Below are 22,553 nucleotides of genomic sequence, written 5' to 3'. Positions count from 1 at the left end.
TTATTCGAGCGCTGCGACCCCGCCGACGATCTCAGTGATTTCCTGGGTGATCGCTGCCTGGCGCGCACGGTTGAATGAAAGTGTCAAATCGTCGATCAATTCCTTCGCGTTGTCGGTCGCCGCCTTCATCGCGGTCATCGACGAAGCGTGCTCGGAAGCCTTGCCGTCAAGCAGAGCGCCGTACATCAGGCTTTCCGCGTATTGCGGGAGGAGCACTTCGAGGATGGCTTCCGCTGAAGGCTCGAACTCGTAGGAAGCGGTCGATTTCATCGAAGAGAGGTCAGTCAGCGGAAGGACCTTTTTCTCGGTCACTTCCTGGCTGATCGCACTGACAAAGTGGTTGTAGTACATGTACAGCTGATCGTACTCACCGTCGATGAATTTGCCGACCGCTTCACGCGTGACGTCTTTGATCTCGGCAAAGGTCGGGTGATCCGAAACGCCGATGACGCTCTGGATCACGTTATATCCGAGCTTGTTAAAGAAATCAACGCCGTTGCGTCCGATGGAAAGGATGACGACTTCATCTTTGGATGTGTGCCGTTCACGGATTTTGCCGAGAGCCGCCTTCAGGACGTGGGAGTTATAGGCTCCGACAAGTCCGCGGTCGGAAGTGATGACGAGATAGGCGGTCTTCTTGACCGGCCTGCTCTCGAGCATCGGGTGTGTCGCATCCGGTGCGCCGGCTGCAATCGCCCCGATCACTTCCTGGATCTTCTCCATATACGGGTTGAACGACTTTGCGTTCAGTTCCGCCTTGCTCAGTTTGGAAGCCGATACCATGTGCATCGCCTTCGTGATCTGGCTCGTTTTTTTCGTGGAGTTGATCCGGCTCTGGATTTCGCGTAATGATGCCATCGGTTGTTCACCACCTTCTCGTTATTGGATCTGCCGGAACTCAGTCTTCGGAGCGGACGAATGTTTTCTTGAATGCGTCAAGAGCTGCTGTCATTTCTTCATCAGCCGGAAGAGCTTTTGTTGTGCGGATATGATCCAGTACGTTCGTGTGGTTGCTGTCGAGCCAGCTCAGGAATTCCGCTTCGAAGCGGCGGATGTCCTGGACAGGGATGTCATCAAGATGGCCGCGGGTCAGCGCGTAAAGGATCGCGACCTGCTTTTCGACTTTGATCGGCTTGTTGAGGTCCTGCTTCAGGACTTCAACCGTGCGCGCACCGCGGTCGAGCTTCGCCTTGGTTGCGGCATCGAGGTCCGAGCCGAACTGTGCGAACGCTTCGAGTTCACGGTAGGCAGCCAGGTCAAGACGGAGCGTACCGGCAACCTTCTTCATCGCCTTGATCTGCGCGGAACCGCCGACACGCGATACGGATAGACCCGCGTTGATCGCCGGGCGTACACCCGAGAAGAACAGGTCGGACTGGAGGAAGATCTGTCCGTCAGTGATCGAGATGACGTTCGTCGGGATGTAGGCGGAGATGTCCCCTGCCTGTGTCTCAACGAATGGCAGTGCCGTAATGGAACCGCCGCCGAGGTCGTCGTTCAGCTTCGCTGCACGCTCAAGAAGGCGCGAGTGGAGGTAGAAGACGTCACCCGGATAAGCTTCGCGGCCCGGAGGACGGCGGAGCAAGAGGGAAAGTTCACGGTAGGCAGCAGCCTGCTTGGACAGGTCATCGTAGACGATGAGGGCGTGCTTGCCCTGGAACATGAATTCTTCAGCCATCGTTACCCCTGCATAAGGCGCGAGGTAAAGAAGCGGTGCAGGGTCGGATGCGCCTGCGGAGACGACGATCGAGTAGTCGAGCGCGCCGTTTTTGCGGAGGGTTTCCACAAGGGCACGGACCGTCGATTCTTTTTGTCCGATTGCGACGTAGACACAGATCATGTTCTGGTCAGCCTGGTTGATGATCGTATCGACCGCAACCGTCGTTTTACCGGTCTGGCGGTCACCGATGATCAGTTCCCGCTGCCCCCGGCCGATCGGAACAAGTGCGTCGATCGCCTTGATACCGGTCTGGAGCGGCTCATCGACCGACTTACGTGCCATGACGCCTTGCGCCGGGCTTTCGATCGGACGTGTTTTTGTCGTGTTGATCGGTCCGAGTCCGTCGATCGGCATGCCGAGCGGGTTCACGACGCGGCCGATCAGTTCTTCACCGACCGGAACTTCCATGATCCGGCCTGTGCGGCGGACTTCGTCGCCTTCCTTGATGTCCGTGAACGGTCCAAGGATGACGATACCGACGTTGTTTTCCTCGAGGTTCTGCGCCATGCCCATGACACCATTGGAGAACTCCAGGAGTTCACCGGCCATGACGTTATCGAGGCCATGCGCGCGTGCGATTCCGTCACCGATGGTGATAACGGTACCGACATCGCTGACTTCCAACTCAGATTGGTAGTCCGCAATCTGCTGTTTGATGAGAGCGCTGATTTCTTCAGCTTTGATGCTCATGCATGTCACCCCTTCATTTCAAAAGATTATGCATTCACGAGATCACGCTTAAGGTGATCCAGTTTAGTTCTGAGGCTGTTGTCGTAGATCCGGTTACCGATACGGATACGCAGTCCGCCGATCAGCGACGGATCCACGATGTTCACGATGCGGAGCGACTGCTTGCCGACCTTGCCGGCAAATGCAGCGGAAAGTTCCTGCTGTTCCGTATCGGATAGCGGCCGGGTGGAGTACACTTTCGCTTCCGCGATGCCTGCTGCCTCGTCCACGAGGGAGATGAAGTCGTTTGCGACATTCACCGTCTCATTGAGGCGGCCTGCATCGGAAAGTACGTAAAGTGTATTGAGCGTCAGCTGGTCCGCGCCGTTGAACAGCTTGGCCAGAAGCGCCTTTTTCTCCCGGTTCGAAAGTTTGGGGGAAGTCAGGAGCGTACGGAGCTCGCGCGTTTCGGCGAATACCTTGCGGACCTCGCTCATTTCGGCGCTGATGACTTCCGTCTTCCCTTTTTCGCGGGCCACTTCAAACAGCGCGAGCGCATAGCGCTTGGCTACAGTGGACTCGCTCATCGGCTTTCCCCTGCCTTCTGGATCGTCTCCTCGATGAGGGCACGGTTGTCCTCTTCAGAGACTTCCTTGCCAAGAACCTTCTCTGCAGCCAGGATGGACATCGAGACGAATTCTTCGCGTACGGCCTGGATGGCCTTTTCTTTTTCGTTGGCGATTTCTGCCGCTGCATTTTCTTTCAGGCGGGCTGCTTCCGCACGAGCGGTTTCCATGATATCCGCACGCTGGGCGTCACCCTGCTGCTTTGCATTCTCCACAATCGCCTGTGCTTCAGTACGCGCTTGTTTGAGGAGCGCGCGCTGCTCTTCCAGCAGCTTGGCGGATTCGGCGCGGCTCTTTTCCGCTTCGTTGATTTCGGAAGCGATCAATTCGGCGCGCTGGTCCATGATGCCCATGAGCGGGCCCCATGCGAATTTCTTGAGAAGAAGCATGAGCAACGTGAAGAAGAAGAGCGTGGCGAGGATATCACCGGTGTTCAGTTTATCCAAAATCCCATCGCCGGCTGATGCCGCCAATACGAACTGGTCCAAAGACACGATTGTCTCACTCCCTTCGGAAACTAGGGAAGCCGGCAGGCCGGCTCCCGTCAGATAGTGTTGCCTTCAATATCCGTACATAAAGGAATGGCGAAGGGTTCAATCAAAGCTCTTCGCCATTTTTTCGCATTGCCCTATAATTATCGACCCATTACGATAAACGCGATAACAACTGCGATGATCGGAAGGGCCTCGACGAGTGCGACCCCGATGAACATGGTCGTCTGAAGGACGCCGCGCGCCTCTGGCTGACGTGCAATACCTTCTACTGTCTTGGATACGATGAGACCGTTACCGATACCGGCGCCAAGTGCGCCCAATCCTACTGCGAGTGCTGCTGCAAGAAGACCCATTTTATAATTTCCTCCTAAAAAGTTGGTTTTGTTTTGTCGCCCGCTAAGCGGGAATTATATGATCAATGATCTGTCTGCACCTTGTGAGCCATGTAGACCATCGACAACATAACGAAGATGAACGCCTGGATGGTCCCGATGAAAATCGAGAAGCCCTGCCAGGCCATTGCCGGGATGATGGCTCCGATGAAGCCGCCAACACCTGCAGTTGCAAGGCCCGCGAGAAGTCCGATGAGGATCTCACCCGCATAGATGTTTCCGTAAAGACGAAGGCCGAGTGTCAGCGTGTTTGCGAATTCCTCGATGATCTTAAGCGGCGTCATGAAAGCGAGCGGCTTTGTGAAACCAGTGAGGTAGTTCTTCACGCCAGTCATCTTGACGCCATAGTAATGCGTCAGGACGAGAACCATGACTGCGAGAGTCATGGTGATGGTCGGATCCGCGGTCGGAGATTTCCACCAGAGCACGTGGTCATACGCAATGGCGAATGGAAGACCGAGCATGTTCGCGACAAAGATGAACATGATGAGCGTCAGGGCGAGCAGGTGGAACCGGCCGCCTGTTTTCCAGTCCATGTTGCTCTTGATGATCCCCTTCACGAAATCCATGACCCATTCCATGAAGTTCTGCATGCCTGTCGGCTTCAGTTTCATATTGCGGGTCGAGATGAACGCAATGAGGAAGACTACGAGGCATGTCACCGCCAACATGAGGATGTTGGACGGGTTGAACGTCAGCCCAAGAAATTCCCACTTGGGGTTTACGTGGTTCATTATATGTTCACCTCTCTTTCCCCCCAGGATCCGGGTGTTTCATTTGCGAGATGATCCGCTCTGCCAAAAGGAACAGATAAGGAATCATCAGGCCGATCACCGTGGCGATCAGATTGAATGTCTCCGGCAGTGAAACCGCGATGGCGGCAGCTGCAATGCCCGAGGCGAAGCGGAGTCCGGAACCCAGTGAGGGCGCCTTTTTCCCATTCGCCAAGGCACGGTCGAACCGTTCCATCCTCCTGGTAAGGATCCAGAAGTTATACAGACCGAAAAGGACCCCGAGGATCAACCCGGCAAACACAGTCGGCCAAGGGGAAAATCCCCAACCGAGGGCAAGCATTGCGAGCAAAAAAAAGAGAGCCCTCTTCTGCCTATTATGGATTTGCCGTAAATTCTCCATTTTTCGAGGTCCTCCGCATCTTGTTTTCCGGACGTTTCCGACTGTCGGAGCGAGTATGATAGAATGCAGTCTTAGCAAGTGCACAAGCGTAGAAAAACGCCTGAAACCCTTGTCATTCTTACCCTTCAAAAGCATACAATAGGGGTATTTTGATGTCAATTGATTCCCGTGAAATTATTCACAAGCGACCACGTTTGTCAAAGATTCGACAAATTCATGACAGACATCCGCGAAAGGCTCTTGAGCCTTCTGCGGGTGTTTTTTAGCGCTTATGCTGGAGGAATTCCAAGAGGGCCCCGACGATCCGTTTCGAAGCATGGCCGTCACCGTATGGATTGGACGCATGCGCCATACGGTCGTAGGCTTCCCTATCGCTGAGCAGTTCATCCGCCAGCCTGTATATGGTCTCCTCATCAGTTCCTGCAAGCTTCAATGTGCCGGCTTCGATTCCTTCCGGACGTTCCGTCGTATCCCGGAGGACTAGCACCGGCTTGCCGAGCGACGGTGCTTCTTCCTGGATGCCTCCGGAGTCGGTCAGGATCAGGTGTGATCGTGCCGCGAAGTTGTGGAAGTCGACCACCTCAAGCGGTTCAATCAGGCGGACACGCGGATGGCCCGCCAGGATTTCATCAGCCACTTCCCTGACCGCCGGGTTCAGGTGCACTGGATAAATGACCCGGGCGTCTTCATGCTTGTCCAGCAGGCGGCGGATCGCCCGGAACATATGGCGCATCGGCTCACCGAGATTTTCCCTGCGGTGAGCAGTCATGAGGATCAGGCGGCTTTCGGATGCCCAGTCAAGAAGCGGATGCCCGTAGTCGTCCCGCACCGTCGTCTGCAGTGCATCGATTGCCGTGTTCCCCGTGATGACGATGCGGTCCTCCGGCTTCCCTTCCGCGATCAGGTTTCCCGCAGACTTTTCGGTCGGTGCAAAATGCAGGTCTGCAAGGACGCCCGTGAGCTGGCGGTTCATCTCCTCGGGATAGGGGGAGTACTTTTCCCAGGTCCTGAGGCCCGCCTCCACATGACCGACTGACACATGGTTGTAGAAGGCGGCAAGACTCGCAATGAAGGTTGTCGACGTGTCCCCGTGGACAAGCACGATGTCAGGCTCCGCTTCCTTCATGATTCGGTCAAGCCCCTCCAGGCCCCGGGCCGCAACATCGGTGAGCGTCTGGCGGGCCTTCATGATGTTCAGGTCATGGTCCGGCGTGATGCCGAATGCGTCCAGAACCTGGTCCAGCATTTCACGGTGCTGGGCAGTTACGGCGACGATCGACTCGATCGTCTCAGGATGCTTTTCCAGTTCAAGGACGAGCGGCGCCATTTTAATGGCTTCCGGGCGGGTACCGAAGATCGTCATCACTTTCCAGCGTTTTCCCAATACAGTCAGACTCCTTACTTGGTCCCGAACAGGCGGTCTCCGGCATCGCCGAGGCCCGGTACGATATAGCCGTGGTCGTCAAGTTTTTCATCAAGCGCCGCGATATAGATATCTACGTCCGGATGGGCTTCCGCCAGTACCTCGACCCCTTCCGGCGCCGCGATGAGGCACATGAATTTGATGTTCGTCGCGCCGCGCGACTTAAGGGAGTCAATCGCGGCAACGGCCGAGCCCCCCGTCGCAAGCATCGGGTCGACGACAATGAACTCACGCTCACCGACGTCGGAAGGGAGCTTGGCGTAGTATTCCACCGGCTTGAGTGTGTTCGGGTCGCGATACAGGCCGATATGGCCGACTTTTGCGGTCGGAATGAGTTCAAGGATCCCCTCCACCATGCCGAGCCCTGCGCGGAGGATCGGCACAATGCCTAGCTTCTTGCCGGCGAGCACGTAGGATTCCGCGGTCATGACCGGCGTCTCCACTTCCGTCTTCCTGAGCGGCATTTCCCTCGTGATTTCATAAGCCATCAATGTGGCGACCTCATCGACCAGCTCGCGGAATTCCTTGGTTCCCGTATTGATGTCACGGATGAACGTCAGCTTATGCTGGATCAGCGGGTGGTCGAACACATGCACTTTTCCCATTGTTTCACTCTCCTGTTCAGTACCGGCATGGCCGGCCTGTTTGTACAGCCGGGCAAGATCCCGGCAACCTTTACAACCTCGTTTATTATAACAGTCACACGGGCTCATGCACAGTGCCGGAGGAAACAGGCGGAAGGGGCGGCGGCACCTTCGCCGGAGTGTCGAGTGGCCGATATTTAGCAAGCGAACTTCTTGGTTTCGTACGCGAACCCGGAGGCTCGGGACTTTTCGTGCGCAATCCCGGAACCGTGACATCGCGCTTTCCCCCTTTTAAAAAGGAGCCATCCCCCTCAACCGGGGAATGGCTCTTTGCCTGATCAGCGTTCTGCTGCAGCGGTTTCTTGTTTTGATTCGTAAAGCGGGAACTTCGCAGTAAGAGCCGCAACGCGCTCTTTGGCTTCCTGCTTTACGGATTCGTCTTCATGGTTTTTCAGGAGCTTGGCCATGATTGCGCCGATTTCCTTCATTTCTTCTTCCTTGAAGCCGCGGGAAGTGACGGCCGGCGTGCCGATGCGGATGCCGGATGTGACGAACGGCTTTTCAGTATCGAACGGAATCGTGTTTTTGTTGACCGTGATGCCGGCTTCGTCAAGCACATGCTCTGCTACCTTGCCCGTGATGCCGACAGAGCGGAGGTTCAGAAGAAGCAGATGGTTGTCGGTGCCGCCCGATACAAGGTCGATGCCTTCCGCTTTCAGGGATTCGCCGAGCGCCTTTGCGTTCTTGACGACCTGTGCGATGTATTCCTTGAACTCAGGTTTGAGCGCTTCGCCGAATGCTACCGCTTTTGCGGAGATGACGTGCATGAGCGGGCCGCCCTGAAGACCCGGGAAGATGGACTTGTCGATTTTTTTCGCGAACTCTTCAGTTGTCAGGATGATGCCGCCGCGCGGTCCGCGGAGTGTTTTGTGTGTCGTGGATGTAACGAAGTGTGCGTACGGAACCGGGTTCGGGTGAAGTCCTGCAGCGACGAGCCCTGCGATGTGTGCCATGTCGACCATGAAGTAGGCACCGACTTCATCAGCGATTTCGCGGAACTTCTTGAAGTCGATTTCACGAGGGTATGCACTGGCACCTGCTACGATCATCTTCGGCTTGTGCTCCAGCGCTTTTTGGCGGACATCTTCATAGTCGATCTTCTCGTCGTCTTTGCTGACGCCGTATTCAACAAAGTTGTATTGGACGCCGGAGAAGTTGACCGGGCTGCCATGTGTAAGGTGGCCGCCGTGGCTCAGGTTCATCCCGAGAACCGTGTCGCCATGCTCGAGCACTGTGAAGTATACAGCCATGTTCGCCTGGGCACCGGAGTGCGGCTGGACGTTCGCGTGCTCTGCGCCGAAGATTTCCTTCAGGCGGTCGCGTGCGATATTTTCCACAACGTCAACGTGTTCGCAGCCGCCGTAGTAACGCTTGCCCGGATAGCCTTCCGCGTACTTGTTGGTCAGGACTGAGCCTTGGGCTTCCATGACTGCTTCGGATACAAAGTTTTCGGAGGCGATCAGTTCGATGTTGTCTTGCTGGCGCTTTTTCTCGGCCATGATCGCCTCATATACTGCCTGGTCCTGGGACTTCACGTGTTCGAGTTTCATTCTTCATTCCCCTTCCATTTCATCTGTTTGTGATGATTCGAAACCAAGGTCATCCTCTTCCTCTTCTTGCTCCTGCACATAGACGGCGCGGGCGCCGCCGATCAGTTTTGGCCTCGTTGTGGCGGCCGTGACGACCGCGTCCCCGATTTTCTCCACCGTCGTCCGGAGCGGGACCGCGACCGGGCGCAGTTGCATCCCGATGAGTGTCTGGCCGATATCGATGCCCGCATGCGCCTGAACACCTTCCACGACGACCGGGTCGTCCATCTGGCGGTAGGCATAAGCGGCCATCGAGCCGCCGGCCGTCTGTACCGGAATTACCGAGACTTCATCCAGACCGTATTTCTCTGCCGCTTCGCGCTCGAGTGTCACTGCGCGGTTAATATGCTCACAGCTCTGAAACCCGAGCCAAAGGCCTTTCCGGTCGGCGAATTCACGGAGCGGGCCATAGAGGATGGAAGCGATATCCATCGCGCCGGCCGTGCCGATCCGGCTCCCCGCTACTTCAGAGGTGGAGCACCCGACGACAAACAGCCGGCCCGGGCGGAACTCCGCCTGCTCCTCCAGCTGGCCCAAGACCTCCTCCAGCTGAAGCTTCCATAATTGACGCGCATCCAAGAAGACCAACTCCCTTCAGTGCGGAAAAATTATTGCTCCAGCTGCTTCAGCTTTTCAATACGGCGCTCGTGACGGCCGCCCTCGAACTCGCCCTCGAGCCAAGTTCGGGCAATTTCCCTCGCCAGGCCGGGACCGACAACACGCTCGCCCATTGCAAGCACATTGGAGTCATTGTGGCCGCGGGTTGCCTTCGCGCTGAATACGTCGTGGCAGAGCGCACAGCGGATGCCTTTGATCTTGTTTGCTGCAATCGACATGCCGATGCCTGTCCCGCAGATCACGATGCCGCGGTCGAATTCCCCATCAGCCACGCGCTGTGCAACAGGCTTGGCATAGTCAGGATAATCGACGGACCCGTCATCTTTCGGTCCGAAGTCCTCATATTCAATACCCATATCATTCATCAGATCGATGATCTCGGCGCGCAACCGGTTGCCGCCGTGATCGGAAGAAATCGCTACTCTCATCCGCTTCCCTCGTTTCCGATATATTTCAACACCATCATATCATTATTTGACAAATAAAAATACAGCCCATAAATGGACTGTATTACATATTGCGCCGCAGCGAATCAGCGAGAACCGAGATCGCGTTGCGCAATTCTTCGAATGTGTGCCTGTAATCTTCCTGGTTGCCGCCGTACGGGTCAGCGATGTCCCGTTCCCCGATACCTGTATAGGCATTGAGAGTGAACGTCTTGCCAGCCGCCTCCCGGATTGTCTGCTCGAGCATGCGCTTATGAGAATCTGTCATCGTAAGGATGAGGTCCGCCCACTCTACAGCTTCCCGGTCCGCCGGAGCGGACGGTCCCGGCTCCTCGAAGCCCGCCTCCCGGATCAGAGCTGCCGAATGTCCGGAAACCGGCGCCCCCGAAAAAGCGGAGATGCCCGCGGACCGGACGGAGACGCCCGTGATCTGTTCCGCTTTCAGAATCGCTTCCGCCATCGGACTGCGGCAAGTGTTGCCTGTGCAGACAAAAAGAATATTCAATCCAATCACCGCCATTGTGCCCGTCCATCCCCCGATCAGCCGATCAGGGGAATAATCCCCATGACCGCCAGGCCGATGCCGCCTGCGATCCGGAGCTTCCGTCCCCCGAGCAACGCAACGGATCCACGAACATAAAGCGCCGCGCAGGACAGGACAAATGCGCTGACCCCTGCACTGAGGATGAATCGGACCATATCTAATTGAAGCATACCAAATGACAGGCTGACCGAAAAGGAATCGATACTGAGCAGTGCCGCAAGCAGATGGGGCGGCATTCTCATATCTGCCCCTTCCTCGCTCAACATCATATGAAGACCGAGAAAAATCAGCATCAGTGCAGACAGATAGATTCCGAGTCCCGCCAAAAGTTCAGCCGCCGCTCCGCCCGCCACGAATCCCGCGACCGGGAAAGCCATATGGAGCAGTCCTGTCCAGGCAGCAAGCAACAGCCGCTTGCGCCGGAGCGGCAGGACCGTATAGACTGCCGCCACGTCCATCGCCGTCAAAAGACCCGCTACCGGTTCCTGCCACATCCGTTGTCCCCCCGTTCCGACTCTGTCCAGCTTATGCGGGACGGAATGGGTGTATGTTCGCGGTCAGTTGCGGAACAGGCGCCCGCCGGCCGCCTTGTTCAGTCGGTTCATGACGGCACCGCCGATTCCTTCATCATTAACTGTCGTTGCAAGGATAATGTCGGCATCCGTCCCGTCGCAGGCACGGAGCGATGCATACAGTTGCACGGAGACGGATGCCGGATCGTTTTGGCGGCCTGTCCGGAAGTACCAGTCCGCCCCGGTTCCCCCGAAATCTTCCGGAGCGACAAGGGCAACCCTTTTGCCTTCCCCGTGAAGGAGGCGGACGGCATTACGGATCTGCTCCCGGTCCGGACCGATCAGCCAGACAGGTGCCTCCGGGGAGTAATGGGTATATTTCATCCCCGGTGAGCGCGGCGCTTCATCTTCCACATCTCCCGCATCTGCAGTCTGATTGACATCGCCTATGACCGGCCGGAGCATCTCCGCCGTGACAGCGCCCGGACGCAGGATCACCGGAGGGTTGGATGTAAGATCCAGGACAGTCGACTCGATACCGATACCTGTCGGGCCGCCGTCAAGTATGTAGGGGATTTTGCCATCCATGTCAGAAGCAACATGTTCTGCGCGTGTCGGGCTTGGCTTGCCGCTCGTGTTTGCGCTTGGAGCGGCGACCGGAAGACCGGACGTTTGCAGCAGCCCGAGTGCTGCGGGGTGGGCCGGCATCCGCAGGCCGACCGTGTCCAGCCCGGCTGTCACGGAAGGAGCAAAAACGCCGGGTTTTGCCCGGACGATGAGCGTCAGCGGCCCCGGCCAGAACGCTTCCGCGCATTTCCATGCCACTTCAGGTACTTCCGCCGCATAACGTTCGAGTTCCCCGGCCGTGCCGATATGTACAATCAGCGGATTGTCGGAAGGTCGCCCCTTGGCGCGGTAAATGTCTCCGACCGCCTTTTCGTTTGTCGCATCCGCTCCTAGGCCGTAGACGGTCTCTGTCGGAAACGCGACGAGGCCTCCATTTTTCAGGATTTCGGCTGCGTCCCTGAACAGCAATTCATCGCCCTGTCCCGTTAACTGTGTCATGACCGTATCCATTTCGGCATCACTTCCTTTCCGCCGGCATTATCCGAACAGCGACTTCAGCCATTCGACGATGAAAAAGGTAACCGGCTCCTCTTCTGTTTCCTCTTCTTCTGCCGCAATTTCTCCCGGTTCGCATACATCCGAGAAAAGTGCGCACCACCAGTTGTCTCCGCGGCCGCTCCCGACAGTCACGACGATAGAATCCGCCATGGTCTGCGGGATCATTCCCCCATTCACCACTTTTGGAGGGAAGAAAGCCGCCCCATACATGACGCGTACGGGCGCTCCGCCAGAGACCGTTTCGGCAGCATGCGTCATTTCCGGAATCAATGCTTTGATGCCGGACGGGTCCGTGAGCTCAGCCTGGCCGAGCACACGGCTGATTTCGTCGGCCACGCCTGCCTTCACCTGCTGGGCATCCGCCGTGTTGCTGTCAGCGATGACCCGGACCCGGAACGTTTCCCGAACCTCTTCTCCCGCCGCTCCGGACAGCAAGATCAGCGCGCACTGCAGCGCGATCAGCAGAAGCATGAATTGAATGAACGGAAGGACGGCAAGCAAGACTGCGCGGTGGCTGCCCTTCCTCTTAATATTGTAATCTGTCAGCATTTGATCGACCTCCTTGACCGCATTGTGGGCAGGAGGCCGGTAATCTATTCAATCAAACTGGAATTTTATTGTCCGGTAAAGCCCCCGGGAATCTCACAGAACACCATCCGGTCTTTGCCGTTGATATCCCTGACAATCTCAACTGCTGCATGCGGGAAGGCGGCCTGGAACATCTCGCGTACAGCTTGTCCCTGATCATGGCCGATTTCGACCCCAATGAATCCCGGGGCAGCCATCAGATCCGGCAGCGTTGCGGCAAGCGTCCGGTAATGGGCAAGGCCCTTTTCCTCCGCAAAGAGCGCGCTGTGCGGCTCGTAGCCAGTCACCGTATCCGACATTTCCGATTCATCGACGGGATCGATGTACGGCGGATTGGATAACACGATATCCCACTCCTTGCCGGAAAGCGGTTCAGTCATATCCCCTTCAAGAAAAGACACTCTTGCACCCAATTGCACCGCATTGTGCCTCGCGACACGAAGAGCGGAAGGGGAAATATCCGTTGCAGTGACCTCTGTACCCGGGCGCTCCAATTTGAATGTCACCGCAATCGCGCCGCTCCCCGTACCGATGTCAGCCATACTGAGACCGTCTTTTCCGGGCCAAATCCGCTCGGCTCGGGAAAGAGCACAGGATACCAGTTCTTCCGTCTCGGGGCGGGGAATGAGAACATCCTGTGTGACCGTGAATGAGCGCCCGTAAAACATTTCACTGCCCGTTACATACTGAAGAGGCACGCCCGCAGCCATTTCGTGAATGCCGGAAAAGAAACGGCTCCGCTCTTCTTCCCCGACCTGTTCTCGCAGCCGGATCAGGAATTGCGTACGGCTTACGTTCAGCACATGCATCAGCAACAGCTCTGCGGCATGCACTTCGCGACCGGTTTCGGATAATCTCTTTTTTCCTTCCGCGAGGATTGCGGCAGCCGTATCACTCTGCCGCATCAAGCGACTCCAGGCGCACTGCCTGCTCTTCCATGATCAGGGCATCCACCACTTCATCGAGCTTCCCGCTGATGATTTGATCCAGCTTTTGGATGGTCAAGCCGATGCGGTGGTCGGTCACGCGGTTTTGCGGGAAATTGTAAGTCCGGATCCGCTCGGAGCGGTCCCCTGACCCGACTGCGGATTTGCGGATCGCGTCATACTCTGCCTGTGCTTCCCGCTGGAACTTGTCATACACTCGCGCACGCAGCACTTTCATCGCCTTTTCCTTGTTCTTGATCTGAGATTTTTCATCCTGGCACGAGACGACGATCCCTGTCGGCAGGTGCGTCAGGCGCACTGCGGACATCGTCGTGTTGACCGACTGGCCGCCCGGTCCGCTTGATGCAAATGTGTCCACACGGATGTCCTTGTCATGGATGTCGATTTCCACTTCTTCTGCTTCCGGAAGACAGGCGACTGTTGCAGTGGAGGTGTGGATGCGGCCGCCGGACTCCGTCTCGGGCACACGCTGTACACGGTGGGCTCCGTTCTCAAATTTGAGGCGGGAGTAGGCCCCGTTTCCGCTGATCATGAAAATGATCTCCTTGAAACCGCCGAGACCCGTCGGCGAAGCATCGATCACTTCCGTCTTCCAGCCTTTGGACTCGGCATAGCGGCTGTACATGCGGAAGAGGTCTCCCGCGAAAAGTGCAGCCTCATCCCCGCCGGCAGCTCCCCTGACTTCCATGATGACGTTTTTCGAATCGTTCGGGTCTTTCGGCAGAAGCAGCAGCTTCAGCTTCTCCTCCATCTCCCCGATGTCTGTTTCAAGATCCGAGACTTCTTCTTTCACAAGCTCCTTCATCTCGGCGTCCAGCTTGTCATCGAGCATTTCCTTTGCACCCGATAGTTCATCCGATGCTTTTTTGTATGCGCGATAGACTTCCACCGTCTCAGCGATTTCCGATTGTTCCTTTGAATACTTCCTCAGAAGATCAGTGTCCTGGACAACCTCCGGGTCACTCAGCAGTTCATTCAGTTTTTCATAGCGGTGTTCCACCGCCTGAAGGCGTTCATACATAAGGGAATCCATCCTCCCGCAACATCAAATTATTTGCAGGGGCCTCAGCGGTCCCCTTGGCAAGTTTTCGGTTCATTCATCCCATCATTATAACCTAAAAAGCACCCGGCCGTCATCGGCCGGGTGTATCGGTCTAACATGTGCGTTTTAGTTTTCTGCGTCGGAGCGGCTTTTTACGGACACTCCATTCGGCACTTCATGGTGAAGGCGGCACCGTGGCTCGTATGCTTCATCTGCCCCGACAAGGATAACCGGATCATCGTAATGTGCCGGCTTCCCGTCGATCAGCCGTTGTGTCCGGCTGGCCGGTGATCCGCAGACCGCACAGACTGCCTGCAGCTTCGTGACCAGCTCGGCTGTGGCCATAAGCTCCGGCATCGGACCGAACGGCTTTCCTCGAAAATCCTGGTCGAGTCCTGCGATGATGACCCGGTAGCCGTGGTTCGCGAGTTCCGCGACCGTGTCGACGATTCCTTCATCGAAAAATTGGGCCTCATCAATTCCGACCACATCTACGGTGTCATCGATATGGCGCCAGATGTCAGCTGCTTTGGCAACCGGGAGTGCGACAATCTCATTCCCGTTATGGCTGACGACCGCCGTCTCGCTGTAACGGTCATCAATGGCCGGCTTAAATACCGCGATCGATTGTTTGGCAAACTGGGCCCGGCGGACACGGCGAATCAGTTCCTCGGATTTTCCCGAGAACATGCTGCCGCTGATCACTTCGGCCCAGCCTCCCTGCATTGATACGAACATCCGGTTTTCCCCTTTCAAACTCAGGGGCAATCCCCCGATCCTGGCATTCCAGATTCTCATCTTAACGGATTTCCTGAAGGATTTCCTGTCTTTATTTTTGGCGGCGGATGTGTTATAGCATGTCAATGCTGACCGCCATTCAGACACGCAAAAACCCGCCCGCCGTTGACGCGGCGGACGGGCTTTATGCAGGTATTACTCCTGGCCTTCTTCTTTGAGGCCATATTTTTTGTTGAAGCGGTCGATACGGCCGTCGGCTGCAGCGAACTTCTGGCGACCCGTGTAGAATGGGTGGCACTCGGAGCAGACTTCAACTTTGATGTCTTCTTTTACGGAACCAGTTTCGAAGGTGTTGCCGCAAGAGCAAGTCACTTTCGCTGTTTTGTATTCCGGATGAATGGCTGTTTTCATGAAATTCTTCTCCTCTCGCCCTGAACCATCTGGAACAGAGTTAAATTATCGTACTGCAGCCTTACACGACCATACAGGCGAGCCGTATATGCTGTCAGATAGTCACAAACTTACATCACACAGTATAGCATCGGAATCGGAGCAATGCAACTGATAAATTCGGGCTTTCGCCCGGACGTTTTGGCAGTTGTGACAGGATGTTAACGTCTCACTGGAACATGTTACCGTCTCACCTCAATACCGCAACGGTTCATCTTCCTGCGGCCGCATGCGCATTGATAACCGGTCATCAAAGCAGTCCCTTGCCGCCCCGCTTTTCTTTCATTTCCCTGTTCAGGAGTTCAAAGAATTCTTCGTTGCTTTTCGTGCTGCGGAGTTTTTTCAGGAAGCGTTCGGCAAAATCGGGCGTGTCGGAGAATGTGCGGCGGATCGCCCACAGCTTGTCCAGCCGCTGTTTCGGCAGGAGAAGTTCCTCTTTCCTGGTGCCGGAGCGGCGGATGTCCAATGCCGGGAAGATGCGACGTTCGGCAAGATGGCGGTCCAAGTGCAGTTCCATGTTGCCGGTCCCCTTGAACTCCTCATAGATGACATCATCCATACGGGATCCCGTCTCAACAAGCGCTGTCGCAAGGATAGTCAGGCTGCCGCCTTCTTCAAGATTGCGCGCGGCGCCGAAAAACCGCTTTGGCCTGTGGAGCGCGGCCGGGTCGATCCCTCCGGACAGTGTCCTGCCGCTTGGCGGGATGACGAGGTTATAGGCACGGGCAAGCCGTGTGATCGAGTCCATCAGGATGATGACGTCCCGCTTGTGCTCGACAAGGCGCATCGCCCGTTCAAGCACGAGTTCAGCCACACGCACGTGGTGGTCGGGCAGCTCATCGAACGTCGAGCTGACGACATCCGCATCGACAGAGCGTTCAATGTCGGTGACTTCTTCCGGGCGTTCGTCCACAAGAAGGACGATCAGCTCTGCCTCGGGATGGTTTTCCGTAATGGAATTGGCGATCTCTTTCAACAGCTGGGTCTTCCCCGCTTTCGGTTGCGCGACGATGAGGCCGCGCTGGCCGAAGCCGACCGGGGAGACAATGTCCATGATCCGGGTGGACAGCTTGTCAGGCGCCGTCTCGAGTTTGATCTGCCTTTCCGGATAAAGCGGAGTCAGTGCCGGGAAGTGGACGCGCTCTTTCGCGACTTCCGGGTCTTCGCCGTTGACCGCCCCGACCTGCAGGAGGCCGTAATAGCGCTCATTTTCCTTAGGGGGACGGACTTTTCCGCTCACCCGATCACCGTTTCTCAGGTCAAACCGTCGGATTTGGGATGCTGAAATATAGATATCTTCCATGCTTGGCGAATAGTTGATCGGACGGAGGAAACCATAGCCTTCTGTCGGTATGATTTCAAGTACGCCTTCCATGAAAAAGTAGCCTTCCTGCTCGGCACGGGACTTCAGTATTGCAAAAATAAGTTCTTTTTTCGTCAGTTTGCTGTAGTAGGAGATGTTCAATTTACGGGCTAGCCCGTAAAGTTCCTTGAGGGTCTTTTCCTGCATGCCAGCCAGTGTGAGCTCTTCCGCCATTGGGCGGTCACCTCTTTTCGTTCAGTTGGGGGATGGCAGCCGCCCGCAGGCGTTGCGAAGTGATGAAGAAGGAGATGCCCGGCGTTTCCGCCGGGCACAGATTGATCAGTATTCCATAACGTAGTGCGGTTTTTTCTGAAGGCTGTGCCGCCCCTCGACAAAGCGCACCGTGCCTGACTTGGCACGCATGACAAGGGAGTGTGTCGAACCATAGGCGCCTTTGAACTGGACACCTTTCAGAAGCTCGCCGTCCGTTACGCCGGTTGCAGCAAAGATGGCGTCGTCACCTTTGACGAGGTCTTCCATCCGGAGCACTTTATCGATTTCGATGCCCATCTTATTGCAGCGCTCGATTTCCGCTTCATTGGACGGAACGAGGCGGCCCTGAATCTCTCCGCCGAGGCATTTCAGGCCGACCGCGGAGATGACTCCTTCCGGCGCACCGCCGGAACCGAACAGGATGTCCACCCCTGTGTCGTCGAACGCTGTGTTAATCGCGCCGGCGACATCGCCGTCATTGATCAGTTTGATGCGCGCGCCGGCATCACGAATTTCCCGGATGATTTTCGCGTGGCGCTCACGGTGCAGAACCGTCGCAACAACATCCTCGATGTCTTTGTTTTTTGCCTTTGCGACAGCCCGGAGGTTGTCGATAATCGGGGCATCGATATCGACCCGGCCGACAGCCTCGGGCCCGACTGCGATTTTTTCCATGTACATGTCCGGCGCGTGGAGAAGGTTCCCGCGGTCAGCAACGGCAAGGACTGCCAGCGCATTCCAGCCGCCGGACGCAACGATATTCGTTCCTTCAAGTGGGTCGACCGCGACATCGACCGCAGGACCTGTGCCGGTGCCGAGTTCTTCTCCTATGTAGAGCATCGGTGCTTCGTCCATTTCGCCTTCGCCGATCACAACCACACCCTGCATCGGGATGGTATCAAAAACGGTGCGCATCGCACTTGTCGCTGCGTCGTCCGCCTCGTTCTTCAGTCCCCGTCCCATCCAGCGGGCAGAGTTGAGTGCGGCCGCCTCAGTGACACGGACCAGTTCCATCGATAAGCTGCGTTCCATCGTGCACTTCCTTTCTCCCCGTCTGGCGGGGAAAGCAAAATCAATTTTGCGGTCCGACCGGCAGGAAACCTGCCGCGGCCGCTGTTTCGTTTAAAATGATCAGGTCAGTGATTACCGCTATCTTTCACGGATGTGGCACCCTCCGGCAGACGAACCTTGCGAATGTCCGCACCGAGTCCGCCCAGTTTGCCGATCAGGTTGGAGTACCCGCGTTCGATATGGTGGATCGCCTGCACTTCCGTCTCGCCTTCTGCAATCAGTCCGGCAAGCACGAGCGCTGCCCCCGCTCTTAGATCGGTCGCCCTTACGGATGCCCCCTGAAGGTGCACCGGGCCCGCGATGATCGCCGAGCTTCCTTCGACACGGGCGGACGCATTCATGCGACGCAATTCATCGATATGTTTAAAGCGCGCGGAATAAACGGTATCGGTTACAACCGAAGTTCCCTCAGCTTGCGTGAGAAGGACAGACATCGGCTGCTGGAGATCGGTCGCAAATCCCGGATACACGAGCGTCTTCACATCGACCGCCTTTAGAGGACGTGCCGGTTTCGGAATGATGATCCGCTCCTCTTCTTCGATGACATCAACGCCCATTTCGCGAAGTTTTGCCGTCAGGGCCTCAACGTGGAACGGGATGACGTTATCAACCGTGACACCGGCCCCCACCGCGGAGGCCATGATCATAAAAGTGCCCGCTTCAATCCGATCGGGAATGATCGTATGGGTGGTTCCTGACAACGATTCCACACCCTCGATCCGGATGATGTTTGTCCCGGCACCTTTGATTTTCGCTCCCATGTTCGACAACAGTGTGGCGACATCAATGATCTCCGGTTCTTTCGCGGCGTTTTCAATAATCGTACGGCCTTCGGCGAGAACAGCCGCAAGCATGATGTTGATTGTAGCGCCGACGCTTGCCACATCCAGGTAGATTTTCGCACCCCGCAGCTTTTCGGCACGCAGGTAAATCGAGCCGTGTTCATTCGTCACTTTCGCGCCGAGTGCTTCGAATCCCTTGATATGCTGGTCAATCGGACGCGGTCCCAGGTGGCAGCCACCCGGAAGGCCGATCACTGCTTTGCCGAAACGGCCGAGCATCGCTCCCATCAGATAGTAGGAAGCGCGCAATTTCTTGACATTGCCGTTCGGGAGCGGCATGGCGATCATTTCCGAAGGGTCTATCGTCATCGTCCCGTCCCGGAACGTGACCGCCCCGCCGATTTCCTCGAGCAGTGCTTTTAGTGTAAACACGTCAGCGATTTCGGGCAGGCCTTCGATCGAGACTTCCGAGCCGGCCAGGATGGAGGCAGGGATAAGGGCGACTGCGCTATTTTTGGCGCCACTCACCTTAATGGTGCCTGTCAGATCCCGTCCGCCGTTGATTTTGTAAACGTCCATATCATTTCCCTCGTTCCGAAAAAGTTCCGTCACTCGGCAGTCCGCTTGTTCCAGTCCGCGAGAAACGCTTCAAGGCCCTTGTCCGTCAGCGGGTGGTTAAACATCTGCTTTAGTACTTTCAGCGGAGTAGTCGCGATGTGTGCACCGTTTAGCGCAGCGTCCGTGATATGCTGCGGGTGGCGGATTGATGCCGCGATGATTTCCGTTTCGATGCCGTGCTGGATAAAAATTTCGGAAATGGTTGCAATGAGATCCATCCCATTGTGGCCGATGTCATCCAGGCGGCCGAGGAACGGCGAGACGTATGTTGCGCCCGCGCGAGCCGCGAGAAGCGCCTGGTTGGCGCTGAAGATGAGGGTGACGTTCGTCTTGATGCCCTCTTTGGCAAACGTGGAGCACGCCTTGAGTCCTTCCGGCGTCATCGGAAGCTTGACTGTGATATTCGGTGCGATTGCCGCAAGTTCGCGACCTTCACGGACCATCTCTTCTGCTTCTGTCGCGATCACTTCCGCGCTGACCGAGCCCGGAACCAATTCCGCAATCTCTTTCAGGCGGTCATGGAATGGCACGTTTTCTTTGGCGACGAGCGACGGGTTTGTCGTCACGCCGGATAAAATGCCCCATGCATGGGCTTCCTTGATTTCGTCAAAGTTGGCTGTATCGATGAAGAATTTCATGTTTGGTTCCTCCCTGGAGTTTCACTGATGAATGGAAAGAAGGAGATGATGCCCCGCACCTCTCCTGTTTTCTCCCCTGTTTTTAAGCTTTCCCGGAACTGCCGAATTCACGCATCTTGCCTTGGACGGTTTCCTTGATGGCTTCGCGTGCAGGACCGAGGTATTTACGTGGGTCATAGACCTGCTTGTCATTATCCAGGATTTCACGGATGACTTTAGTCGATGCAATCTGGTTCTCGGTGTTGACGTTGATTTTAGCCGTACCGAGGGAGATGGCGCGCTGGATGTCTTTAGTCGGAATGCCTGTACCACCGTGGAGGACAAGCGGTAGATCCGACTGCTTTGAAATTTCTTCCATTTCCTTGAACCCGAGATTCGGTTCGCCTTTGTACGGGCCATGTACCGATCCGAGCGCAGGCGCGAGGCAGTCGATATCCGTCTGCTTCACAAGCTCTTCGCACTCTTTCGGATCCGCATAGATGACGCCGTCCGCGATGACGTCATCTTCCTGGCCGCCGACGACACCAAGCTCCGCTTCAACGGATGCGCCATGTTTGTGGGCGTATTCGACGACTTCTGCCGTGATTTTGATATTTTCCTCAAGCGGCTTCGAAGACGCATCGATCATCACCGATGTGAAGCCTGCGTCCACCGCTTCTTTACATTTTTCAAAGGAAGATCCGTGGTCCAGATGGATGGCAACAGGAACAGTCGTTCCATAAGACTCCATCAGGCCTTTCACCATCGGCACAACAGCTTTAAAGCCGCCCATGTATCTGCCCGCGCCCTCAGAAACGCCCAGGATGACCGGGGATTTCTCTTCTTCGGCCGCCTGCAGGATTGCCTGTGTGAATTCAAGGTTGTTGATATTGAATTGGCCGACCGCATAGCCTTCTTTTCTCGCTTTATTCAGCATGTCCGTCATGGAAACAAGTGCCATACTCGATTCCTCCTTCGAAAATGGGAAGTCAGTATTTCGTTTTTACACCTTCTCATCATAACAAAAACAGGCAGTGTCCGCCACTGCCCGCCGGTCACGCGAGGATTCCGCCAATCTCGCTCCGAAGCTCGTGAATATCAAACGGTTTGGTAAAGTACTTCTCTGCGCCAAGCGCCTTTGCCGCATCAATCTGCTCCTGCTCCCCGTATGCGGTCATCATGAAAACCGGTATATCGGGTCTTTGTGATTTGAAATCCCTCAGTACTTCAATACCGTCCATCCCAGGCATTTTCATATCAAGCAGCACGCAGTCCGGCGGCGTGTCTTTGAACCGTTCAATCGCTTCGTATCCGTTTTTGGCGACGGACGTTTCGTACCCGTCACGCTTGAACACTTCTTCCAGCAGAAGGCGGATGCCGTTCTGGTCATCAACGATTAATATACGTTTCATAGGACAGTCCCTGCTTTCATAATATTCTATATTCTCTTTTATTCAAGATAATTCTAACATTACCTCTCGGATTTACGGAATACTTTTGCATCCGCAAAGTTTCTTTTCCTCCGCACAGCTTTTGGATGCTGCAGCAGCTTCCTTTATAATGAAGCCGGAGGGATTCAAATGAAAATGCTGACTACACAAATGTCCGGGCTGCTCCAACGCATCTCCGGGAGCGAAGAAGAAATGATCGGGATGACGGCCCGCCTGCTTGCCCAGGCGACAGCCGGCGAAGGACGCGTGTTCATCGCCGCGTTCGGAGAGCTAGGTGCCGTGAGCGCAAACGCAATCCGAGGACAAGAGCCGCTAAAAGGGGCCGTACGTTATCACGGTGAACAAATCGACAGCACTGACCGGGTATGGATTCTTACGCGCAGCGCTTCTGACGAAGAAGCACTGGAGCTTGCCCGCCGGCTGTCCGAGCAGTTCATTCCGTTTGCAGCCGTGGCAGACGAGCCGGAAGACGCGGAAGGCAATGAACTCGCCGAACTGGCATCTGCTTATGTGTCACTTGGCGTGAAGCGCGGTCTGCTTCCATCGGATGATGGCGGGCGCACCGTGTTCCCCCATGCATTGGCTGCCCTCTTCGTCTACGAAGCTGTTCGGATGGACTACGAAGATTTATTGGCAGAATACAGCTGAACCCCTTGCCCTGTTGTTGCACAGGGCATTTTCTATGTATGACTGTTGTGTAACCTATCATAAATCAAAACTGATATGTTGAATACCTC

Annotated in this window: 27 protein-coding genes; 1 reads left to right on the top strand and 26 read right to left on the bottom strand. The window is 55.9% G+C overall.

Going from position 1 to position 22,553, the window contains the following annotated elements; all coding sequences use genetic code 11:
- From atpG to KHA84_RS03885, 26 genes are all read right to left on the bottom strand, one after another.
- A complete protein-coding gene (gene atpG / locus KHA84_RS04010; RefSeq protein ID WP_213422242.1) occupies window positions 1-858 on the bottom strand; it encodes an ATP synthase F1 subunit gamma in 858 nt (285 codons plus the stop codon).
- A 40-nt stretch (window positions 859-898) separates the two neighbouring features.
- Window positions 899-2,410, bottom strand: coding sequence for a F0F1 ATP synthase subunit alpha (gene atpA, locus KHA84_RS04005; protein WP_213422241.1), 1,512 nt, complete (start codon window positions 2,408-2,410; stop codon window positions 899-901).
- 26 nt (window positions 2,411-2,436) lie between these two features.
- Window positions 2,437-2,976 carry a F0F1 ATP synthase subunit delta gene (locus KHA84_RS04000; protein WP_213422240.1) on the bottom strand — a complete coding sequence of 180 codons (540 nt, stop codon included), beginning with the start codon at window positions 2,974-2,976 and terminating at the stop codon, window positions 2,437-2,439.
- On the bottom strand, window positions 2,973-3,509 hold the full coding sequence (gene atpF / locus KHA84_RS03995; protein ID WP_213422239.1) for a F0F1 ATP synthase subunit B: 537 nt from the start codon (window positions 3,507-3,509) through the stop codon (window positions 2,973-2,975). The genes KHA84_RS04000 and atpF overlap by 4 nt, the downstream gene beginning before the upstream one ends.
- A 140-nt stretch (window positions 3,510-3,649) precedes the next feature.
- Window positions 3,650-3,862 (bottom strand): F0F1 ATP synthase subunit C, encoded by a 213-nt coding sequence (gene atpE / locus KHA84_RS03990; protein WP_092097468.1) that lies wholly within the window; start codon window positions 3,860-3,862, stop codon window positions 3,650-3,652.
- A 62-nt stretch (window positions 3,863-3,924) separates the two neighbouring features.
- Window positions 3,925-4,635, bottom strand: coding sequence for a F0F1 ATP synthase subunit A (gene atpB, locus KHA84_RS03985; protein WP_213422238.1), 711 nt, complete (start codon window positions 4,633-4,635; stop codon window positions 3,925-3,927).
- 7 nt (window positions 4,636-4,642) lie between these two features.
- Window positions 4,643-5,035, bottom strand: coding sequence for an ATP synthase subunit I (locus KHA84_RS03980; RefSeq protein WP_213422237.1), 393 nt, complete (start codon window positions 5,033-5,035; stop codon window positions 4,643-4,645).
- Between the two features lie 262 nt (window positions 5,036-5,297).
- A complete protein-coding gene (wecB, locus tag KHA84_RS03975; RefSeq protein ID WP_213422236.1) occupies window positions 5,298-6,419 on the bottom strand; it encodes a non-hydrolyzing UDP-N-acetylglucosamine 2-epimerase in 1,122 nt (373 codons plus the stop codon).
- Window positions 6,420-6,433: 14 nt separating this feature from the next.
- Entirely contained in the window at window positions 6,434-7,063 is a 630-nt protein-coding gene (gene upp, locus KHA84_RS03970; RefSeq protein WP_213422235.1) for a uracil phosphoribosyltransferase, read from the bottom strand.
- A gap of 317 nt (window positions 7,064-7,380) precedes the next feature.
- Window positions 7,381-8,652: a serine hydroxymethyltransferase gene (locus KHA84_RS03965; protein ID WP_213422234.1), complete on the bottom strand. Its 1,272-nt coding sequence runs from the start codon at window positions 8,650-8,652 to the stop codon at window positions 7,381-7,383.
- Between the two features lie 3 nt (window positions 8,653-8,655).
- Window positions 8,656-9,270 (bottom strand): TIGR01440 family protein, encoded by a 615-nt coding sequence (locus KHA84_RS03960; RefSeq protein WP_213422233.1) that lies wholly within the window; start codon window positions 9,268-9,270, stop codon window positions 8,656-8,658.
- Window positions 9,271-9,299: 29 nt separating this feature from the next.
- A complete protein-coding gene (gene rpiB, locus KHA84_RS03955; RefSeq protein WP_213422232.1) occupies window positions 9,300-9,737 on the bottom strand; it encodes a ribose 5-phosphate isomerase B in 438 nt (145 codons plus the stop codon).
- Between the two features lie 82 nt (window positions 9,738-9,819).
- Window positions 9,820-10,275 (bottom strand): low molecular weight protein arginine phosphatase, encoded by a 456-nt coding sequence (locus KHA84_RS03950; RefSeq protein WP_213422231.1) that lies wholly within the window; start codon window positions 10,273-10,275, stop codon window positions 9,820-9,822.
- 20 nt (window positions 10,276-10,295) lie between these two features.
- On the bottom strand, window positions 10,296-10,793 hold the full coding sequence (locus KHA84_RS03945; RefSeq protein WP_213422230.1) for a manganese efflux pump: 498 nt from the start codon (window positions 10,791-10,793) through the stop codon (window positions 10,296-10,298).
- A gap of 63 nt (window positions 10,794-10,856) precedes the next feature.
- Window positions 10,857-11,888: an L-threonylcarbamoyladenylate synthase gene (locus KHA84_RS03940; protein ID WP_213422229.1), complete on the bottom strand. Its 1,032-nt coding sequence runs from the start codon at window positions 11,886-11,888 to the stop codon at window positions 10,857-10,859.
- 27 nt (window positions 11,889-11,915) lie between these two features.
- Complete coding sequence (locus tag KHA84_RS03935; protein ID WP_213422228.1) at window positions 11,916-12,485, bottom strand: stage II sporulation protein R; 570 nt, start codon at window positions 12,483-12,485, stop codon at window positions 11,916-11,918.
- Between the two features lie 65 nt (window positions 12,486-12,550).
- Window positions 12,551-13,429 carry a peptide chain release factor N(5)-glutamine methyltransferase gene (prmC, locus tag KHA84_RS03930; protein ID WP_213422227.1) on the bottom strand — a complete coding sequence of 293 codons (879 nt, stop codon included), beginning with the start codon at window positions 13,427-13,429 and terminating at the stop codon, window positions 12,551-12,553.
- On the bottom strand, window positions 13,416-14,492 hold the full coding sequence (gene prfA, locus KHA84_RS03925; RefSeq protein ID WP_213422226.1) for a peptide chain release factor 1: 1,077 nt from the start codon (window positions 14,490-14,492) through the stop codon (window positions 13,416-13,418). Before prfA ends, prmC begins: the two co-directional genes overlap by 14 nt.
- A gap of 147 nt (window positions 14,493-14,639) precedes the next feature.
- The gene (locus KHA84_RS03920; RefSeq protein ID WP_213422225.1) at window positions 14,640-15,251 is read right to left on the bottom strand and encodes a thymidine kinase; all 612 of its coding nucleotides are present in this window, start codon (window positions 15,249-15,251) and stop codon (window positions 14,640-14,642) included.
- Between the two features lie 195 nt (window positions 15,252-15,446).
- Complete coding sequence (gene rpmE / locus KHA84_RS03915) at window positions 15,447-15,662, bottom strand: 50S ribosomal protein L31 (RefSeq protein ID WP_092097453.1); 216 nt, start codon at window positions 15,660-15,662, stop codon at window positions 15,447-15,449.
- 289 nt (window positions 15,663-15,951) lie between these two features.
- A complete protein-coding gene (rho, locus tag KHA84_RS03910; RefSeq protein WP_213422224.1) occupies window positions 15,952-17,238 on the bottom strand; it encodes a transcription termination factor Rho in 1,287 nt (428 codons plus the stop codon).
- 105 nt (window positions 17,239-17,343) lie between these two features.
- The gene (gene glpX / locus KHA84_RS03905; protein WP_213422223.1) at window positions 17,344-18,309 is read right to left on the bottom strand and encodes a class II fructose-bisphosphatase; all 966 of its coding nucleotides are present in this window, start codon (window positions 18,307-18,309) and stop codon (window positions 17,344-17,346) included.
- A gap of 104 nt (window positions 18,310-18,413) precedes the next feature.
- Complete coding sequence (locus tag KHA84_RS03900) at window positions 18,414-19,709, bottom strand: UDP-N-acetylglucosamine 1-carboxyvinyltransferase (RefSeq protein ID WP_213422222.1); 1,296 nt, start codon at window positions 19,707-19,709, stop codon at window positions 18,414-18,416.
- A gap of 29 nt (window positions 19,710-19,738) precedes the next feature.
- Complete coding sequence (fsa, locus tag KHA84_RS03895; protein ID WP_213422221.1) at window positions 19,739-20,386, bottom strand: fructose-6-phosphate aldolase; 648 nt, start codon at window positions 20,384-20,386, stop codon at window positions 19,739-19,741.
- A gap of 82 nt (window positions 20,387-20,468) precedes the next feature.
- Window positions 20,469-21,326: a class II fructose-bisphosphate aldolase gene (locus tag KHA84_RS03890; RefSeq protein ID WP_213422220.1), complete on the bottom strand. Its 858-nt coding sequence runs from the start codon at window positions 21,324-21,326 to the stop codon at window positions 20,469-20,471.
- A 94-nt stretch (window positions 21,327-21,420) separates the two neighbouring features.
- Window positions 21,421-21,777 carry a response regulator gene (locus tag KHA84_RS03885; RefSeq protein WP_213422219.1) on the bottom strand — a complete coding sequence of 119 codons (357 nt, stop codon included), beginning with the start codon at window positions 21,775-21,777 and terminating at the stop codon, window positions 21,421-21,423.
- Window positions 21,778-21,945: 168 nt separating this feature from the next.
- Between KHA84_RS03885 and KHA84_RS03880 the strand changes: the two genes are divergently transcribed.
- Window positions 21,946-22,464 (top strand): DUF2529 family protein, encoded by a 519-nt coding sequence (locus KHA84_RS03880; RefSeq protein ID WP_213422218.1) that lies wholly within the window; start codon window positions 21,946-21,948, stop codon window positions 22,462-22,464.
- Window positions 22,465-22,553 lie beyond the last annotated feature (89 nt).

The sequence above is a fragment of the Bhargavaea massiliensis genome, from assembly GCF_018390575.1.
GTDB classification, from domain to species: Bacteria; Bacillota; Bacilli; order Bacillales_A; family Planococcaceae; genus Bhargavaea; species Bhargavaea massiliensis.
Note: the sequence above shows the minus strand (reverse complement) of the source record. Positions and strands in the feature narration are given on the sequence as shown.

Bases quoted from the DNA above. Each gene is read 5' to 3' on its own strand.
- atpG (WP_213422242.1), bottom strand. From the start codon at position 858: ATGGCATCATTACGCGAAATCCAGAGCCGGATCAACTCCACGAAAAAA.
- atpA (WP_213422241.1), bottom strand. From the start codon at position 2,410: ATGAGCATCAAAGCTGAAGAAATCAGCGCTCTCATCAAACAGCAGATT.
- KHA84_RS04000 (WP_213422240.1), bottom strand. From the start codon at position 2,976: ATGAGCGAGTCCACTGTAGCCAAGCGCTATGCGCTCGCGCTGTTTGAA.
- atpE (WP_092097468.1), bottom strand. From the start codon at position 3,862: ATGGGTCTTCTTGCAGCAGCACTCGCAGTAGGATTGGGCGCACTTGGC.
- atpB (WP_213422238.1), bottom strand. From the start codon at position 4,635: ATGAACCACGTAAACCCCAAGTGGGAATTTCTTGGGCTGACGTTCAAC.
- KHA84_RS03980 (WP_213422237.1), bottom strand. From the start codon at position 5,035: ATGGAGAATTTACGGCAAATCCATAATAGGCAGAAGAGGGCTCTCTTT.
- upp (WP_213422235.1), bottom strand. From the start codon at position 7,063: ATGGGAAAAGTGCATGTGTTCGACCACCCGCTGATCCAGCATAAGCTG.
- KHA84_RS03965 (WP_213422234.1), bottom strand. From the start codon at position 8,652: ATGAAACTCGAACACGTGAAGTCCCAGGACCAGGCAGTATATGAGGCG.
- rpiB (WP_213422232.1), bottom strand. From the start codon at position 9,737: ATGAGAGTAGCGATTTCTTCCGATCACGGCGGCAACCGGTTGCGCGCC.
- KHA84_RS03950 (WP_213422231.1), bottom strand. From the start codon at position 10,275: ATGGCGGTGATTGGATTGAATATTCTTTTTGTCTGCACAGGCAACACT.
- KHA84_RS03945 (WP_213422230.1), bottom strand. From the start codon at position 10,793: ATGTGGCAGGAACCGGTAGCGGGTCTTTTGACGGCGATGGACGTGGCG.
- KHA84_RS03940 (WP_213422229.1), bottom strand. From the start codon at position 11,888: ATGGATACGGTCATGACACAGTTAACGGGACAGGGCGATGAATTGCTG.
- KHA84_RS03935 (WP_213422228.1), bottom strand. From the start codon at position 12,485: ATGCTGACAGATTACAATATTAAGAGGAAGGGCAGCCACCGCGCAGTC.
- prmC (WP_213422227.1), bottom strand. From the start codon at position 13,429: ATGCGGCAGAGTGATACGGCTGCCGCAATCCTCGCGGAAGGAAAAAAG.
- prfA (WP_213422226.1), bottom strand. From the start codon at position 14,492: ATGTATGAACGCCTTCAGGCGGTGGAACACCGCTATGAAAAACTGAAT.
- KHA84_RS03920 (WP_213422225.1), bottom strand. From the start codon at position 15,251: ATGTTCGTATCAATGCAGGGAGGCTGGGCCGAAGTGATCAGCGGCAGC.
- rpmE (WP_092097453.1), bottom strand. From the start codon at position 15,662: ATGAAAACAGCCATTCATCCGGAATACAAAACAGCGAAAGTGACTTGC.
- rho (WP_213422224.1), bottom strand. From the start codon at position 17,238: ATGGCGGAAGAGCTCACACTGGCTGGCATGCAGGAAAAGACCCTCAAG.
- glpX (WP_213422223.1), bottom strand. From the start codon at position 18,309: ATGGAACGCAGCTTATCGATGGAACTGGTCCGTGTCACTGAGGCGGCC.
- KHA84_RS03900 (WP_213422222.1), bottom strand. From the start codon at position 19,709: ATGGACGTTTACAAAATCAACGGCGGACGGGATCTGACAGGCACCATT.
- fsa (WP_213422221.1), bottom strand. From the start codon at position 20,386: ATGAAATTCTTCATCGATACAGCCAACTTTGACGAAATCAAGGAAGCC.
- KHA84_RS03890 (WP_213422220.1), bottom strand. From the start codon at position 21,326: ATGGCACTTGTTTCCATGACGGACATGCTGAATAAAGCGAGAAAAGAA.
- KHA84_RS03885 (WP_213422219.1), bottom strand. From the start codon at position 21,777: ATGAAACGTATATTAATCGTTGATGACCAGAACGGCATCCGCCTTCTG.
- KHA84_RS03880 (WP_213422218.1), top strand. From the start codon at position 21,946: ATGAAAATGCTGACTACACAAATGTCCGGGCTGCTCCAACGCATCTCC.